This is a genomic window from Spirosoma flavum (assembly GCF_042686045.1).
GTDB lineage: Bacteria > Bacteroidota > Bacteroidia > Cytophagales > Spirosomataceae > Spirosoma > Spirosoma flavum.
The window spans coordinates 151,013-166,340 of the sequence record NZ_JBHUOM010000019.1; the positions used below are offsets into that span (position 1 = coordinate 151,013).

General features: G+C 46.4%; 13 protein-coding genes. 9 read left to right on the plus strand and 4 right to left on the minus strand.

Going from position 1 to position 15,328, the window contains the following annotated elements; genetic code table 11:
- Positions 1 to 75 precede the first annotated feature (75 nt).
- From ACFS25_RS17740 to ACFS25_RS17750, 3 genes are all read left to right on the plus strand, one after another.
- Complete coding sequence (locus ACFS25_RS17740) at positions 76 to 1,470, plus strand: bifunctional UDP-3-O-[3-hydroxymyristoyl] N-acetylglucosamine deacetylase/3-hydroxyacyl-ACP dehydratase (protein WP_381503721.1); 1,395 nt, start codon at positions 76 to 78, stop codon at positions 1,468 to 1,470.
- An 84-nt stretch (positions 1,471 to 1,554) separates the two neighbouring features.
- Complete coding sequence (gene lpxA / locus ACFS25_RS17745) at positions 1,555 to 2,352, plus strand: acyl-ACP--UDP-N-acetylglucosamine O-acyltransferase (protein WP_381503723.1); 798 nt, start codon at positions 1,555 to 1,557, stop codon at positions 2,350 to 2,352.
- A gap of 124 nt (positions 2,353 to 2,476) precedes the next feature.
- Positions 2,477 to 3,097: an ABC transporter ATP-binding protein gene (locus tag ACFS25_RS17750; protein WP_381503725.1), complete on the plus strand. Its 621-nt coding sequence runs from the start codon at positions 2,477 to 2,479 to the stop codon at positions 3,095 to 3,097.
- 43 nt (positions 3,098 to 3,140) lie between these two features.
- Here ACFS25_RS17750 and ACFS25_RS17755 read toward each other — a convergent pair whose 3' ends face one another.
- Positions 3,141 to 3,827 (minus strand): class I SAM-dependent methyltransferase, encoded by a 687-nt coding sequence (locus ACFS25_RS17755; protein ID WP_381503727.1) that lies wholly within the window; start codon positions 3,825 to 3,827, stop codon positions 3,141 to 3,143.
- A gap of 249 nt (positions 3,828 to 4,076) precedes the next feature.
- Positions 4,077 to 5,330 (minus strand): ornithine--oxo-acid transaminase, encoded by a 1,254-nt coding sequence (rocD, locus tag ACFS25_RS17760; protein WP_381503728.1) that lies wholly within the window; start codon positions 5,328 to 5,330, stop codon positions 4,077 to 4,079.
- A gap of 117 nt (positions 5,331 to 5,447) precedes the next feature.
- Here rocD and ACFS25_RS17765 point away from each other — a divergent pair, with 117 nt between their 5' ends.
- The 3 genes from ACFS25_RS17765 to ACFS25_RS17775 all read left to right on the plus strand — a co-directional run bounded on the left by ACFS25_RS17765 (position 5,448) and on the right by ACFS25_RS17775 (position 6,805).
- Complete coding sequence (locus ACFS25_RS17765; protein WP_381503730.1) at positions 5,448 to 5,618, plus strand: DUF5522 domain-containing protein; 171 nt, start codon at positions 5,448 to 5,450, stop codon at positions 5,616 to 5,618.
- 60 nt (positions 5,619 to 5,678) lie between these two features.
- A complete protein-coding gene (rpmB, locus tag ACFS25_RS17770; RefSeq protein WP_018618206.1) occupies positions 5,679 to 5,918 on the plus strand; it encodes a 50S ribosomal protein L28 in 240 nt (79 codons plus the stop codon).
- A 164-nt stretch (positions 5,919 to 6,082) separates the two neighbouring features.
- Positions 6,083 to 6,805, plus strand: coding sequence for an RluA family pseudouridine synthase (locus ACFS25_RS17775; protein WP_381504569.1), 723 nt, complete (start codon positions 6,083 to 6,085; stop codon positions 6,803 to 6,805).
- 114 nt (positions 6,806 to 6,919) lie between these two features.
- On the opposite strand, the gene ACFS25_RS17780 is transcribed toward ACFS25_RS17775, so the two are convergent.
- Positions 6,920 to 7,423, minus strand: coding sequence for a DinB family protein (locus tag ACFS25_RS17780; protein WP_381503733.1), 504 nt, complete (start codon positions 7,421 to 7,423; stop codon positions 6,920 to 6,922).
- A 182-nt stretch (positions 7,424 to 7,605) separates the two neighbouring features.
- On the opposite strand from ACFS25_RS17780, the gene ACFS25_RS17785 reads away from it, so the two are divergent.
- From ACFS25_RS17785 to ACFS25_RS17795, 3 genes are all read left to right on the plus strand, one after another.
- Positions 7,606 to 8,571 carry an NAD(P)H-quinone oxidoreductase gene (locus tag ACFS25_RS17785; RefSeq protein ID WP_381503735.1) on the plus strand — a complete coding sequence of 322 codons (966 nt, stop codon included), beginning with the start codon at positions 7,606 to 7,608 and terminating at the stop codon, positions 8,569 to 8,571.
- 500 nt (positions 8,572 to 9,071) lie between these two features.
- Positions 9,072 to 10,067 carry a hypothetical protein gene (locus tag ACFS25_RS17790; protein WP_381503737.1) on the plus strand — a complete coding sequence of 332 codons (996 nt, stop codon included), beginning with the start codon at positions 9,072 to 9,074 and terminating at the stop codon, positions 10,065 to 10,067.
- Positions 10,068 to 10,406: 339 nt separating this feature from the next.
- Positions 10,407 to 11,981 carry a Na+/H+ antiporter gene (locus ACFS25_RS17795; protein WP_381503739.1) on the plus strand — a complete coding sequence of 525 codons (1,575 nt, stop codon included), beginning with the start codon at positions 10,407 to 10,409 and terminating at the stop codon, positions 11,979 to 11,981.
- Between the two features lie 146 nt (positions 11,982 to 12,127).
- Here ACFS25_RS17795 and ACFS25_RS17800 read toward each other — a convergent pair whose 3' ends face one another.
- Positions 12,128 to 15,310: an efflux RND transporter permease subunit gene (locus ACFS25_RS17800; protein WP_381503742.1), complete on the minus strand. Its 3,183-nt coding sequence runs from the start codon at positions 15,308 to 15,310 to the stop codon at positions 12,128 to 12,130.
- Positions 15,311 to 15,328: the final 18 nt, after the last annotated feature.

Genomic DNA, 15,328 nt, shown 5'->3' on the forward strand with positions numbered 1-15,328 from the left:
CGCCAGTCCGTAGTAAACGAATGACTGATGACTAACGAGCTGATGATCGCACCGGCGACCCGGTAACAACTACTAATGAATACCAAACAACAGACGATTCAGAAAGCCGTGTCAGTATCGGGAGTGGGCCTGCATACAGGTGTCTCCGCAACGATGACATTTTTGCCCGCGCCAACGAATCACGGCTATAAATTTCAACGCATCGATCTACCTGGTCAACCCATTGTAGATGCCGATGTTGATAACGTTGTGGATCTTTCGCGGGGTACGACTATAGAACAGAGTGGTGCACGGATTCACACCGTCGAACACACACTGGCCGCGCTGGTTGGTTTGCAATTAGACAACATCCTGATTCAGTTGGATGGACCCGAACCACCCATTCTGGATGGCTCGTCAATTCAATTCATTAATGCACTGCGCGACGCGGGTATCGAAGAGCAGAACGCTACACGCAACTATTACGAGATTACGGAATCTGTTCACTACCGCAATCCGGAAAAAGATATTGAGCTGGCGGCTTTGCCTCTGAATGATTATCGCCTGACGGTGATGGTCGATTACAACTCGCGGGTAATCAGTAGCCAGCACGCTTACCTGAACGACATAAGTCTGTTTCCTGAGCAGATTGCTAACTGCCGTACATTTGTCTTTCTACATGAGCTAGAAGCACTCTACAAGCAAAATCTCATAAAAGGTGGTGATCTTACCAATGCCATTGTCATTGTAGATCGGGAGGTAAAAGAGGGCGAACTGGATTATCTGGCGGAGTTGCTTCACAAGCCGAGGGTGAGCGTAAATGAGCAGGAGGGAATTCTGAATAATATTCAGTTGCATTACCCGAATGAAATGGCTCGCCACAAATTACTGGATATGGTTGGTGATCTGGCTTTGATTGGCCGACCCATCAAGGCGCAGATTCTGGCGGCTCGCCCCGGCCATGCCGCAAACGTAGCCCTTGCCAAAAAAATCAAGAAACAGATTCAGAAGAACGCGGCCAATCAAGTACCACAATATGATCCGATGCAGCCGCCGGTGCTGGATATCAATCGGATTTCGCAATTGCTGCCCCACCGCTACCCGTTTCAAATGGTTGACAAAATCATTGCTTTGGACGAGAACAGTGTAGTTGGTGTTAAGAACGTTACGATGAATGAGCCTTTTTTTTCAGGGCACTTTCCAGGAAATCCGGTAATGCCGGGTGTCATGCAACTCGAATCTATGGCCCAAACCGGTGGTATTCTGGTACTTAGCACAGTGCCTGACCCCGAAAATTATTGGCCATTTTTAGTTGGTATTGAAAATTGCCGCTTCCGACGCAACGTTTTGCCCGGAGATACTGTAATCTTTAAATGTGAGTTTACCTCGCCCATGAAACGCGGTATCGTAAAAATGCAGGGCCGGGGCTACGTTAGAAACCAGCTGGTATGCGAAGCCGATATGATTGCCAGCCTGGTTAAAAAGAAATAGTCGTCAGATATAAAGCGAAGGCGTAAGCGAAATCTTCCGTCAGCTACTTATTACCTACGACTTACGACTTACGACTATTTAGTTATGATTCAACCATTAGCTTATATTCACCCCGAAGCGAAAATTGCGCAGAATGTGGTGATAGAGCCGTTTGCCATTATCCATAAAGACGTCGAAATTGCTGAAGGATCGTGGATCGGTTCGCATGCAGTTATCAACGAAGGGGCTCGCATTGGCCGAAACTGTAAAATTTATCCGGGGGCGGTTATTTCGTCAACTCCGCAGGATTTAAAATTCAATAACGAATATACCCGCACCTACATTGGTGATAATACAACTATTCGTGAGTATGCCACTATTAGTCGGGGAACGGAAGAACATTGGAAAACAGAAATTGGCTCAGATTGCCTTATAATGGCTTACGCACACGTTGCGCATGATTGCCGGATTGGTAACCACTGCCTGATTATCAACAATGTACAGATGGGCGGCCACGTTCATATGGGCGATTGGGCAATTATCGGCGGATCCAGTTCGGTACACCAGTGGGCAAAAATTGGTGCCCACGCCATGATTTCGGGAGGCTCATTGGTGCGTAAAGACGTGCCGCCATTTACGAAAGCCGCCCGCGAACCACTGTCTTATACCGGCATAAACTCAATTGGTCTTCGTCGGCGCGGGTTTGACAATGACAAGATTAACCAGATTCAGGAAATCTACCGCTATATATATATGCGTGGCCTGAACAATGCCGACGCCCTGACACAAATTGAACTCGAACTCCCGCCATCGGATGAGCGCGACGAAATTGTGAACTTCATCCGGTCGTCGGAGCGAGGTATCATGAAAGGCCCATCAACCACGAATGTGGAACGCGAATAAATGAATCAAACCTATACGGTTTTAAAAATCGTATAGGTGGGTATACACGATGGCACAAGGCTAGCGCCTTGCGCTATCGGACTTTTACAGCGGCTTTTATCATCATTGGCCATGATAACGCACTATGCTGACAATCAGTGCCGAGGGAATCGGTAAGAAATACCGACGGGAATGGATTTTTCGGCGGGTAAATCTGACACTCAACGCCGGGACAAGCTACACCTTTGTGGGACCAAATGGCAGCGGAAAATCTACGCTACTACAACTGCTGACCGGGAGTTTACCAACCACTGAAGGCAATCTGATTTTCTCGCTAAATAATAAACTCATTGACCCCGATAACTGGTTTCGGCAGGTGAGTATCGCGGCTCCGTATCTGGAATTAGTTGAGGAATTGACGCTGGACGAACTACTTATATTTCACCAGACGTTCAAACCGTTCAGAGCCAATCTCACCCCCGAAGCTATTGCAGATCGACTGTTATTAACGCATGCACGGCATAAAGAAATCAAATATTTCTCGTCGGGTATGAAGCAGCGTGTCAAACTCGGTTTGGCTTTTTTCTCCAACTCACCGGTCGTCATTCTCGACGAGCCTACGGCCAACCTCGACCGCCAGGGGGCTGCCTGGTATCATGAGCAAGTACGACAGCTCGGCCCCGACCAACTTCTCTTAATTGGCTCCAATCAACCCGACGAATACGATTTTTGCCCAAATGTGCTTGATGTGATGCAGTGGAAATGAGCTGGTAGTTTTTCACATTACAGTCATTCCCACACCCAACTTCTTAAGCGGCTTCTGCCAATTCTTCGACGTCAATACGCACGGGTGAGTTATACAACTTGCGCATCATAAAGCCGTGTTCGATCAGAAAGGACAAATTGAACTTGCGTACCATGCCATGATTGGGCAAGACTGGACTTTCTACATGGTCAATCACATAGTTCGGGAAGTAACTGGCTACCTGCGTGGGCGAAATGCTGAACGGGGGCATTGCCATTATAGGCGCGTATTCAACTGTATTCAGAAAAGTCAAGGCTCCTACAGGCGTCAACTGTTCGAGGGTTTTCAGGTAGCGCATCCGCATAGGGTAAGGTAAAGCGACTAGCGACGCCCGGTCATAAACAATATCAATCGGCCCAAGGTCTTCAGTTTTCAGACTAAATAAGTCGCAACAAAAAATGGTGATATTACCTGAGATAAACTTATTTCCAATCCGCTTGTAGGGCCGTAAGTTTTCATCAAAGAACTGGAGTACTGCTTTTTCAGCGATCTCGACACCGACAACTCGTTTTGCAAAGTGGCTAAAGTAGATCATATCGATGCTTTTGCCACAAAGAGGAACGAATACGGACTGGCCTTCCAGCGAAAACGGAGGTAAGTATTTTATTAAGTAAGGGTGAATATCTTTTCGGTGAAAACTAGTGTGAGGGCCTTCTAATTCCCAAGAATTCAACCAGAATGCTTTTTCCATGATAAAAGAGTGAAGAGTTTGCGTGGTTTTGGTGATGCAAAGGTCTGCTATCTCTTATCTGGATTTTAGCGCGTATCTACGGCTTTTACGAACCCGTAGATACCCTCATGAAGAGCGACAATATATCGCGTGGAACTACTTGAACTTGTGTATAGAGGCAGTTCAGAGCCGGTAATGAAACCAATGGTCAGGGAGACGTATAATAACTGGCTGAACCTATACCCTGACCATTGGTAGAATATAGGTAGTTTAAAACTCCAGTATTGTCTTCTCGATAATATCGCAGGCTTCGTGCATTTGATCTTCGTTGATAACTAGTGGGGGCGCAAAGCGGATTTTGTCGCCGTGGGTTGGCTTGGTTAGTAAGCCATTATCTTTCAGTTTCAGGCATATCTCCCAAGCCGTTTCTTCGCCTAGTTCAGGGCGTTCCGTAATGACAATGGCGTTGAGTAATCCCCTACCCCGCACTGATTTAACAAGATCTGTTTTATGGGTTAAAGCCGTCATACGGGCACGGAAAATGTCGCCCATTACAGCCGCATTCTCCGTTAGATTTTCATCCTCAACCACTTGAAGCGCTTCCATTGTTACGACACAGGCCAGCGGATTGCCACCGTACGTTGAACCATGTTCACCGGGTTTAATGGTCAGCATCACCTCGTCAGACGTCATTACAGCCGACACAGGCATTGTTCCGCCCGAGAGAGCCTTGCCCAGCACGAGTAAATCAGGTTTTACACCCTCATGGTCGCAGGCGATGCGCTTACCCGTACGTCCGATACCCGTCTGCACTTCGTCGGCAATAAATAGTACGTTATATTTGGTACATAAGTCGCGCACACCACGCAGATAACCTTCGTGCGGCACAACTACGCCTGCTTCGCCCTGAATTGGCTCCACCATGAAACCCGCAATGTTAGGATCGCTTTTAAACGTATCCTCCAGGGCAGTAAGATCGTCGTAAGGAATTATAACATAGCCAGGTAATAGTGGTCCAAAATCGTTGGTACTACTAGGGTCCGTTGACGACGAAATGGCCGCTAGTGTCCGGCCCCAGAAGTTCCCGGCGGCAAACACCACTTTAGCCTGATCCTGCGGAATTCCTTTAACTTTATAAGCCCACTTACGGGTCAATTTCAAAGCGGTTTCTCCCCCCTCGGCACCGGAGTTCATGATTAATGCCTTGTCGAAACCGAAATAATCACAGAGAAATTTCTCACAAAGACCGGTCTTATCGTTATAAAAAGCCCGCGATGTTAATGTTAGCCGCTGAGCTTGCTGTATCATAGCGTTAATGATACGTGGATGGCAATGGCCCTGACTAACGGCACTATAAGCCGACAGAAAATCGAAATAGCGTTTATCATCTACGTCCCAAAGGAAGACGCCTTCACCCCGCGTCAGCACCGCCGGAATGGGATGATAATTATGCGCACCATACTTCCATTCCAGTTGCATGGCCTGATCGGCAGATGAGATGGGCGTTGTCGGTTCGAGTAGCATAGTGAAAGGCGTTTAAAATGAGTTTGTTAGACAAGCTAATTAATTTTATGCAACTAACTGGCCGCACTGTCCGTTGGCTTTCAAAAATACGGCTTCTTCTACAGACGCCCAAAAAGCATGCGATTGCAACCGTCCAAGAAAAAAATTCCCGGTTTAGCCGACGATGATTTTTACTACACGCCTGAGGGTTTTATCGTGTTTACGGCGACCTATCACCTCAAAAGGGGTCATTGTTGCCAAAGCGGATGCCGCCATTGTCCTTACGATTTCAAGAAAAAGGAAAAATGACTTGCAGATTATGAATAATTTAGCGAATTTTGCGCCCTCATACGGAAAACGAGTACGGTAATGGCCAGAGTTTGTCAAATCACAGGAAAGCGCACACGCACGGGAAACAATGTTTCTCACGCCAATAATAAAACGAAGCGTAAATTTTTCCCGAACCTGCAAAAGAAGCGGTTCTTCGTCGAATCAACAGGCGAATGGATAACATTGAAAGTGGCTACGTCGGCCATCAAGACCATCAACAAGAACGGTCTGGAAGCAACGCTTCAGAAGGCTCATCAACGCGGTACGCTGTCGCTATAGTATTTTACAAGATATTTCTTTGAGCCTCTTCCGATCAGGAGGAGGCTTTTTGTGTTTACTTTCTGGTTTGAAGTTTGTTGCAGAACGGTTTGTTGTTTGCAGTTACTTCGAGCCTTAATCAACAACGTCAAATCGCTCCGGCGACCTGCAACAAACATCAAATGTTGAAACTGAATTTTGAGGACCTCATTGTTTTCGAAAATGAGGATTACATACTCATCAATAAACCCCCGCGTGTTGCCTCGCTCGATGAACGCACGACCGACCGGGGAGGGCAAAGCATTTTGCGACTGGCAAAAGCCTATCACGCCGATGCGCAACTTGGCCATCGGCTGGATAAGGAGACATCGGGTATTCTGGCCATCGCTAAAAACCCGGAGGCCTATCGGCATCTGGCTATGCAGTTTGAGCACCGTGAGGTAACCAAACGCTACCATGCAATAACGAACGGGGTACATAACTTTGAAGGCATTTCGGTGTATTTACCAATTTCGCCTGTTAAAGACGGCACTGCCGTCCGGATTGACCGTGAGAACGGCAAAGTTGCTGAAACTATTTTCAATACGTTACAGGCTTATCGAACAACAACACTGGTGGAGTGTATGCCCGTGACAGGCCGAATGCACCAGATTAGAGTACATTTAATGTGCCTGAAAGCGCCTATCGTCAACGACGCGACTTATGGTGGGAAGCCGGTCTATCTATCTGACGTGAAGCGTAAATTCAATCTGAAAGAGGGCACCGAAGAACTACCCCTCATTAACCGCGTTGCCCTCCACGCCCACTCGCTCACATTTGCGATGTTGGATGGCGAGACGCAAACGTTTGTGGCTCCTTATCCGAAGGATATTAATGTGCTGGTAAAGCAGTTAGAGAAATTCGCCTAAAGGCAATAAAACAAGTAATGGCGCAGAAGCAGCTACTCTACTTCTGCGCCATTACTTGTTTACAAAACTCACCTCGCCGTTATTACTCGCCATAAGCGATTGTAAATGGAAAAATCACTTCTTCCACGCATCCAGTAGCCGCCGGATAATTATAATTTCGCCAACGTGATAAGCGGTATGATCAGCAATCAGTAAGGCTTCGCGGAGTAGATTCTGTCCCTCACCGTGAGCAAAAGGCGCGTATAAATCGTGCTGAGGATCATGAAGCAATGCAACAAATGCATTCCGATCCTGCCGAATTTGTTCCAGAGCCTGTTGCCAGGTAGCATCATCCGACGGTGCCACTTCCTTCGCCCAATATCCTGACGGCCAGGGGGGTGACGTATGACTTGAGTTACGGGAAAATTCAAGGATGTCCCACTGAGCAATACGAACATGGTCAACCAGTTGCCAGATACTATATGGCAGTTTGTCGGGCTTTACTCCCCGCAGTTCGGGCGCCAGATCGTTCACCGCATCGTCAAACGACAGGTGCGCATTACTACCGGTCAATAGGGAGACAAGTTGCTCCCGTAAAGCAGAAGTTGTCTCGGCGACAAGTTGATTTTGTTGGGTCATGACTGTTGTATTTAGTGGTTATCCATAACTACTAATTTTCATGCAGAGTAGTTTGACTTTCTGATCTATCTAATTCGCTTTTTTCAATTAAAGCCCCGCCCTTTTAATTGTTTTTAGCATTACCTACCAATAAACGTCCCTTTATTTCACTGACAAAAGGCGGGTATTTTCGTTATTAACGTATGAAAGCAAGCAGTATAACCCGCCCTGGCGATAGCTCCGTTCTTCACCTACAAGAGCGTTCTACCCCACAACCAGCAAGCGGCCAGGTCCTTATTCGGGTACGAGCCGCTGGCGTTAATCGGAGTGATATTCACCAGCGACAGGGTGGCTACGGTCCTGACCCAACGGGTCAAATTCCTGGCCTTGAAGTGGCAGGTGTTGTTGAGCAGTGCGGACCTAATGTTAGCCGCTGGCAGATTGGTGACGCCGTGTGCGCCCTACTTCGTGAGGGTGGTTATGCTGAATATGTAGCCGTTGACGAACGACATTGCCTGCCCGTCCCTTCGAATTTAACGTTTGTCGAAGCGGCCTCACTTCCAGAAACGATACTGACCGTCTGGTCAACGATTTTTCAGTGGGCGCATTTAACAAAGGGAGAAAATTTACTGGTACATGGTGGCAGCAGCGGTATTGGGGTAACCGCCATTCAGCTAGCGAAAGCGTTCGGAGCCAATGCATATGCAACAGCGGGCAGTGATGAAAAGTGTGCCGCTTGCGAACAGTTGGGAGCCGTTAAATGCGTCAACTATAAAAGAGAAGACTTTGAGCAGGTGCTTTCTGGGGTAGGAATCAACGTCATTCTGGATATGGTTGGTGGCGATTACACGCCAAAAAATCTACGCCTGCTAGCGACTGATGGCCGACTCATGTTTATCAATTCTATGCAGGGAGCCGATAGCCAGATTCACATTCCAACGCTGATGCAAAAGCGAATTACGATTGGCGGCAGTATGCTCAAACCGCGTAATGATAATTTCAAAGCAGCCCTGACTGCCGATGTCGAGCAGAATGTTTGGCCATTGTTAGCCGATGGTCAGCTAAAACCGATTGTTTACCGCACCTTCCCCTTATCAGAAGCAGTTCAGGCCCAAGAATTAATGGCCAGCAGTGAACATATCGGCAAAATTGTCCTTGAGATTTCCTGAGCTAAGTCGAGGTTTTACCGGAGTGCAGTTTAACTCAAAAAGCAATATATTGGCATAGCGTCCTATATTTTCTTTCAGTTAGGTCTGACTGTAAATACCCTTCAGGATATTTAGGAGTATTTACAGCCTTTCCTACTTTTCAGACTTTTTCATATCTCCGTTCCTTCTTCAATCAGCTCAGGCATCCAGCCCATCGTGTGACGTCAACGTAATTACCGAAAAAGCCACGGATAAATACACGAATCCCGTATCTTTCATTGCTATTCCATTCCACATCTTCGGTAATCGGTTCGTCTGTACGTATAAGGTGTGGGTGTCGGAGGCATTGATTGCGTGATTAGGATTAGATGTTGGATTTGATAGATGTCCTAACGGTTTGTTGGTATCCTGATAAGCGAAAAAGTATCCTATAGATAAGTGTAATATTATTTTAATTACCCTTCTTGAGCAGATTATAATCTCTCATATGTAACAACTTCGAACCACTAACAATTTTATTCATGTCTCAAGTAGAAATTGATAATGAAAAACTTAAAAAATTTTACGAGAGACTTCAAAAGGGTGCGCTTGTAAAAGCTGTGAAAGGTTGGAAAAAGTCTGATATTCCCTTGGAACTTATCAAACCTGATTTACTTACGGCAATAGACGAAGCATACGAGATTAAAAATGCAGGACTTATTTTGAGTGTATATTATGAGATTGGGCAGTTTACAAAATATCAAATTATAGATCTTTTAAAAATAATTTATACAAAAAAGGATTATTCTACTTTTTTAAAGCAAGTGTACCGTTTCGGAGTTTATAATGGATTGGAGGAAGAAATCTCAACTGCAGTAATTTGGCATGAAGACAGAAATCTACCAGATGCTTTTGCATGGAAGTTAAAATTTGCAAAACTTGAAGAAAATTGTAGAATTGAAGAATTATCACTTGATGACAGCAAACAGACACAAAGCGAATTACCCTCTCCGCTCAATATTATAAATGAAGAGCAAAGCGAAAAGAAAAAGGATTTTATTTACTTAGAATTAAGGCCAATTAAAAGAAAGGGAGCATCAAGTATTAATAAGGAAATTGAAGAAATAGACCAACAACCATACATATTATCTAAAATTTCAAAAAAGAAACTTGATAGCGCTAATCAAAAACATTCAGAGACCCTTAAAATATTAAAAAAAGAACTATTAGAATTGGGTTATGATGTAGCGGAGACGAAGCATATTGATGCTTTTGCTATTATAAAAAATTTACCAGCAATATTTGAAATAAAAAGTATTAATGAAGACAATGAAAATGACCAGGTGAGAGCAGCAATAAGCCAACTTTATGAATATAGATTTCTTTACTCATTAAAAGACGCAACTCTTTGGATTGTATTTTCAGAAAGACCTTTTAGTGATTGGATAATTAAGTATTTGTCGCAGGATAGAGAAATAAAAGTTCTCTGGATTGAGAATAATCAACTTACAGGAACTTCAAAACAATATCTAAATTGATAATAGAAACGATGCGCATTTACTACTCTCAAAATATTTGAAATTAGTGATAAATGTTTTAATTACATATAGTCATCCGAGTAAGAAATCGTACACGTATCAAGTTTTAAAACAGGTAAAGGTTGTTTTAAAACAATAGAATTGTGACGTTCAGCTTTCAGATTTATACGCGATAAATTTACGTAATGACGTGACCGAGCTACACGTATTCAGCAGATTAAAACCATAAAGATTTGGTATGACCCTTCAAAAAGCAATATATTGGCACATAAAAAAGCAGGCATCCAGCCTGCTTTTTTATGTTATTTTAATGGCTTCTACACCCTAATTTTCATTACGATGCTTGAACACGTTACGTTTTATCTGGGGATGGTGCTGGTCATGTTGTTGCTGATCATCCTGGCTCAGAGAATAAAAGTGGCCTATCCGGTGTTGCTGGTAGTGGCTGGCCTTGGCATTGGCTTTATTCCCGGCGTACCGATGCTCAACATGGACCCGGAGCTGATCTTCATCATCTTTTTACCACCGCTGTTGTACGAGGCTTCCTGGTCCGTTTCATGGAAAGAACTGTGGAAATGGCGACGTATTATCCTCTCGTTTGCCTTTCTGGTCGTCTTTGTTACGGCCCTGAGTACCGCCCTGATTGCCTACACATTTATTCCCGGCTTTACCCTGGCACTGGGCTTTTTGCTGGGCGGTATTGTGTCGCCCCCCGATGCGATCAGCGCGGGCGCCATCATGAAATTCGTTAAAGTCCCCAAGCGTATTTCGTCCATTCTGGAGGGCGAGAGCCTGCTCAACGATGCGTCCTCGCTGATTATCTTTCAGTTTGCGCTTATAGCCGTATCTACAGGTAAGTTTGACGTGCAGAATGCTTCTATGAGTTTTTTGTGGATGCTGATCGGCGGAGTAGGGATCGGTCTGCTGGTTGGCTGGCTGTTTATGAAAACCCATAAACTACTCCCGACGGATGTTAATATCGATATGGCTCTATCCATTCTCACGCCCTACGCCATGTACATTGCCGCCGAAGAAGCGCATAGCTCGGGGGTGCTGGCGGTTGTGAGTGGTGGACTGCTAATGTCCTACCACCGATTCAATTTTTTGAGTGGTCGATCCAGAATAAGAGGCTACAATTTTTGGGAAAGCACTTCCTTTATCATGAACGGATTTGTATTTATTTTGATCGGGCTCGATCTACCAGAAATTGTTGCCGGTCTGGGCCATACCAGTATCGGGGAAGCGATTGGCTATGGCGTATTGATTACAGTAGCCTTGATTGTTGTCCGGATTTTATCGTGCTACGGGGCCGTCATCACAACCCTGGTGATGCGGAATTTTATAACCGTGGCCGATACCGCAAATCCGGGCTGGACCACGCCCCTATTCCTGGGTTGGACCGGTATGCGGGGCGTGGTCTCGCTGGCAGCCGCCTTATCCATTCCCATTCACATGGGTAACGGAGCCGCTTTCCCGCAGCGTAACCTTATCCTGTTCATCACGTTCGTCGTGATTCTGCTGACCCTTGTTGTCCAAGGCCTTACGTTACCCGCTATTATAAAAAAATTCGGATTCGAAGAAAAGGATTATATCAAGCCAGAGGAGAAGGTCGATGCTTTTATCGAAAAAGAACTTGCCGCCCTGGCCCTGCAATACATGCGGGAACATCTGAGCGAGGACGAACTTACCCAACCCATTTATAAAAAGCTGATCGACCACAGTTCACGCCAATTATCGGGCGATGAAGCGTTTACCCTAAGCGAGCCGGTAAAAGACCTTTACCGGCATATTCTGGACCGGCAACGGCAATGGCTGGTTAACAAAAACAGGAGTATCATGACCCTCGATGAAGACATTGTTCGCAAGCATCTCTACTATCTGGATCACGAAGAGGAGCGGCTGTTCCTGCGCTAATGGGAATAACTTATGGTAATCTACCCCACCCCCGGCCCCTCCCCTGAAAAACAGGGGAGGGGTGACTTGCGGACTTTTTTTAGCCCCTCACCTTAGTTCAAGGGGTGGGGTAAAATGCCGTAATACCCACTCAACCCCTCCTTTCCTTACATCTCCGTTCCTTCTTCAATCGGCTCCGGAATGTGATGCCCTGTCGAGTCAACTGGTGTTGGACGAGGGCGTTTGCGATTGACGAGGTAAAATAAAGGCGGAATAATAAGGGGGGCAAAGAACAACGTTGTCGTTAATCCACCAATAATCACCGTAGCGAGTGGCCGTTGCACATCGGAACCAATACCGCTCGAAATGGCGGCTGGCACAAGGCCAATAATAGCCACGACCATAATGGCCATAATAGCCCGAAATTGCTCCTGTGCCGTTTCGATGGTGATTTCCTTTAGCGACTTCGGATTGTCAATCAGGTTTCGATTCAGGGCAGACACGAGTAAGACGCCCGCCATCACCGAAATGCCAAAGATCGATACGAAGCCCACACCCGCTGATACATTGAAATTATAACCCCGCAACAACAAAGCGCCAATGCCTCCACCCAACGCAAACAACAGACAGGTAAGCGTTAACAACGTGTCGCGAACGTTTCCGTAAAGCATAAAAAGAAACAGAAACACAACCACAATAGTCAGCGGAATGGAGATAGCCAACTGACCACCTGCCCGTTCGAGGTTTTCGTATTGGCCGCCGTAGATGATGCTGTAGCCTTCGGGAATTTTAACATGCTGGCGGACTTTCTCACTGATTTCTTTGACAAAACCACCCTGATCGCGTCCCCGAATGTTAGTTCTAACCGTAACCATACGTTTGCCGTTGATTCGGTAGATGTTTGTCTGTCCCTGCACGTACCGGATGTCGGCCAGTTCGCTCATGGGAATCAGTGCGCCCGTTGCTGAGGGTACCTGAAGCAGCCGAATGGCATCAATACTACCCCGGCTCTCGGGGGTGAAGCGTACCACAACGTCGTAGCGTTTGGCTTCGTCATAGATAGAACCAATCGCTTTACCGCCGATGGCGGCTTCAATCATATTTTCAATTTCTGCTACATTGATACCATAACGAGCGGCTGCCGGTCGGTTGATTTTTATAGCCAACTGGTCTTGCGGGCCTTCCTGCTCAATATTGACAGATACCGCACCGTTCATACCCTTTACCAAAGCGGAAATACTATCAGCTTTAGTACGCATCAATGTCAAATCGTTACCGACTATAGAAATGGCTAAATCGGCTGCACTACCCGTCACGATTTCCATTACCTGGTCAATAATTGGCTGACCCGATGAAAAGAATGCCCCCGGAAACGCTTCCTGTAATTCACTTTGCATCGAACGCACAATTTCTTTTTTCGCAATTGTATCCGACCACGTACTATAGTCTTTTAACCCAATCAATATTTCGGTACGGTCGGTTGGGAACGGGTCTGTTCCATCGTCGTTGCGGCCCGTCTGCGTAATCACGAAACTGACAGGTTTATGCGTGCTAATGATGTCCCGAATTTTAGGCGCAATCTTCGCATTTTCCTGAATCGTGATACCCGATGGCATAAACGCGCGCATGAAAATGGATCCTTCGTCGAGTTCAGGCAAAAATTCAGTACCGAGTTTCAACCCGAAGCCAATCATGATAACTACAATAGTCATTCCAACGCCGACTACTATCCCTGGCGCACGCATCAACGCCGACTTTAGCAGCCACTGATAACCTCGTTCCAACGGTGACAAAAGGAAGTTCTTGTGTTCTTTCAGTGGCTTACCGTTGGGCGAAAGTGCCTTGCGAAAGGCAAACGAAATGAGGACCGGAATAATCGTCAGCGCACAGATTAACGACCCAATTACCGCAAATGACAGGGTCAACGCCATTGGACTAAATAACTTTCCTTCAACGCGTTGCATCAGCAAAATCGGCATGTAGGCCAGAATGATGATGGTAACGGAAAAGAAAATTTCACGTGCTACCTCACCCGCCGACCGTGCTGTAACGTTTACTACGCCCTGATTGCGGTCTGCGGGCCCTGCCGACCGGTATCGTCTGAGAAGATGCTCGGCCATTACACTGGCCCCATCGACAATAATACCAAAGTCGATCGCCCCCAACGATAGCAGGTTAGCGGGAATACCAACCAGCTTCATCAGGATGAACGCAAATAACAGCGAGAATGGAATCGTAACTGTAACGACCAAAGCCGCCCGCAGACTGCCCAGAAACAACACGAGCAGTATAGCTACTATCGAAATACCTTCAATAAGTGTATGGGCAACCGTTTCGAGGGAGTGATCAATTAAAAAACCCCGGTCGTAAAGTACCCGCAAGTGAACGCCTTTGGGCAGTTCGCGCGCTTCGAGATCGGCTATTTTCTCTTTGAGTAGTTCCAGCACTTCACTGGGATTTTCACCCCGGCGTAGCAGAACAATACCTTCTGTTGCGCCAATTACGTCCAGATTTTCATCGGGAATTCGGTAACCCAGAATACCAGACGGCGAGGGCGGGTTAATTTCTACGCTGGCTATATCGCGGACCAAAATGGGCACACCTTCATTGGATTTCAGAACGATATGTTCTACATCGTCGGGGGTTTTGAGAGCCCCTAATCCCCGCACGGCAAAGCCCTGCCCTCCTCTCGAAATGACATTGCCTCCTGTATTCTGATTGTTCTTCTGAACAGCCTCGATCACATCCTGCAACGTCAGATCGAACTTGCGTAATTTAGCCGGGTCAGGAATAACCTGAAACTGCTTGATCGGTCCACCAAATGTTGTTACATCGGCCAGACCGGGTACTTGAAGCAATTGCGGAATGATAACCCAGTCCTGCAAATCACGCAGTTGCATGGGTGTCATGCTCAGGGGAGCCTCAATCACATAGCGATAAATCTCGCCGACAGCCGTTGTAAGCGGAGCCAGTTCAGGTGCAACACCATCGGGTAGTTGGGCACCGGTAAGCCGTTCAATAACTTGCTGACGGGCAAAGTAATCCGTAACAGTTTCATCGAAGTTCAACTGAACTACTGATAATCCGAAGATGGTTCTCGACCGGCGATCAGTTACGTGGGGTACACTGTTCAGCACCCGCTCAAGCGGAATAGTTACCTGCTGCTCAACCTCTTCTGCCGCCCGACCATCATATTTTGCGATGACGATAACATTGGTATCGGCAATATCGGGGTAGGCTTCAATCTTCAGCAGTTTGAAGCACCACAACCCCAGTCCCATTACGGCCACTGCCAGTCCAACAACGACCCAGCGGTTTTTGAGGGAGAATATTATTAGTTTCTGAATCATTTATTTTCGGCTGGATAA

Bases quoted from the DNA above. Each gene is read 5' to 3' on its own strand.
- ACFS25_RS17740 (WP_381503721.1), top strand. From the start codon at position 76: ATGAATACCAAACAACAGACGATTCAGAAAGCCGTGTCAGTATCGGGA.
- lpxA (WP_381503723.1), top strand. From the start codon at position 1,555: ATGATTCAACCATTAGCTTATATTCACCCCGAAGCGAAAATTGCGCAG.
- ACFS25_RS17750 (WP_381503725.1), top strand. From the start codon at position 2,477: ATGCTGACAATCAGTGCCGAGGGAATCGGTAAGAAATACCGACGGGAA.
- ACFS25_RS17755 (WP_381503727.1), bottom strand. From the start codon at position 3,827: ATGGAAAAAGCATTCTGGTTGAATTCTTGGGAATTAGAAGGCCCTCAC.
- rocD (WP_381503728.1), bottom strand. From the start codon at position 5,330: ATGCTACTCGAACCGACAACGCCCATCTCATCTGCCGATCAGGCCATG.
- ACFS25_RS17765 (WP_381503730.1), top strand. From the start codon at position 5,448: ATGCGATTGCAACCGTCCAAGAAAAAAATTCCCGGTTTAGCCGACGAT.
- rpmB (WP_018618206.1), top strand. From the start codon at position 5,679: ATGGCCAGAGTTTGTCAAATCACAGGAAAGCGCACACGCACGGGAAAC.
- ACFS25_RS17780 (WP_381503733.1), bottom strand. From the start codon at position 7,423: ATGACCCAACAAAATCAACTTGTCGCCGAGACAACTTCTGCTTTACGG.
- ACFS25_RS17785 (WP_381503735.1), top strand. From the start codon at position 7,606: ATGAAAGCAAGCAGTATAACCCGCCCTGGCGATAGCTCCGTTCTTCAC.
- ACFS25_RS17790 (WP_381503737.1), top strand. From the start codon at position 9,072: ATGTCTCAAGTAGAAATTGATAATGAAAAACTTAAAAAATTTTACGAG.
- ACFS25_RS17795 (WP_381503739.1), top strand. From the start codon at position 10,407: ATGCTTGAACACGTTACGTTTTATCTGGGGATGGTGCTGGTCATGTTG.
- ACFS25_RS17800 (WP_381503742.1), bottom strand. From the start codon at position 15,310: ATGATTCAGAAACTAATAATATTCTCCCTCAAAAACCGCTGGGTCGTT.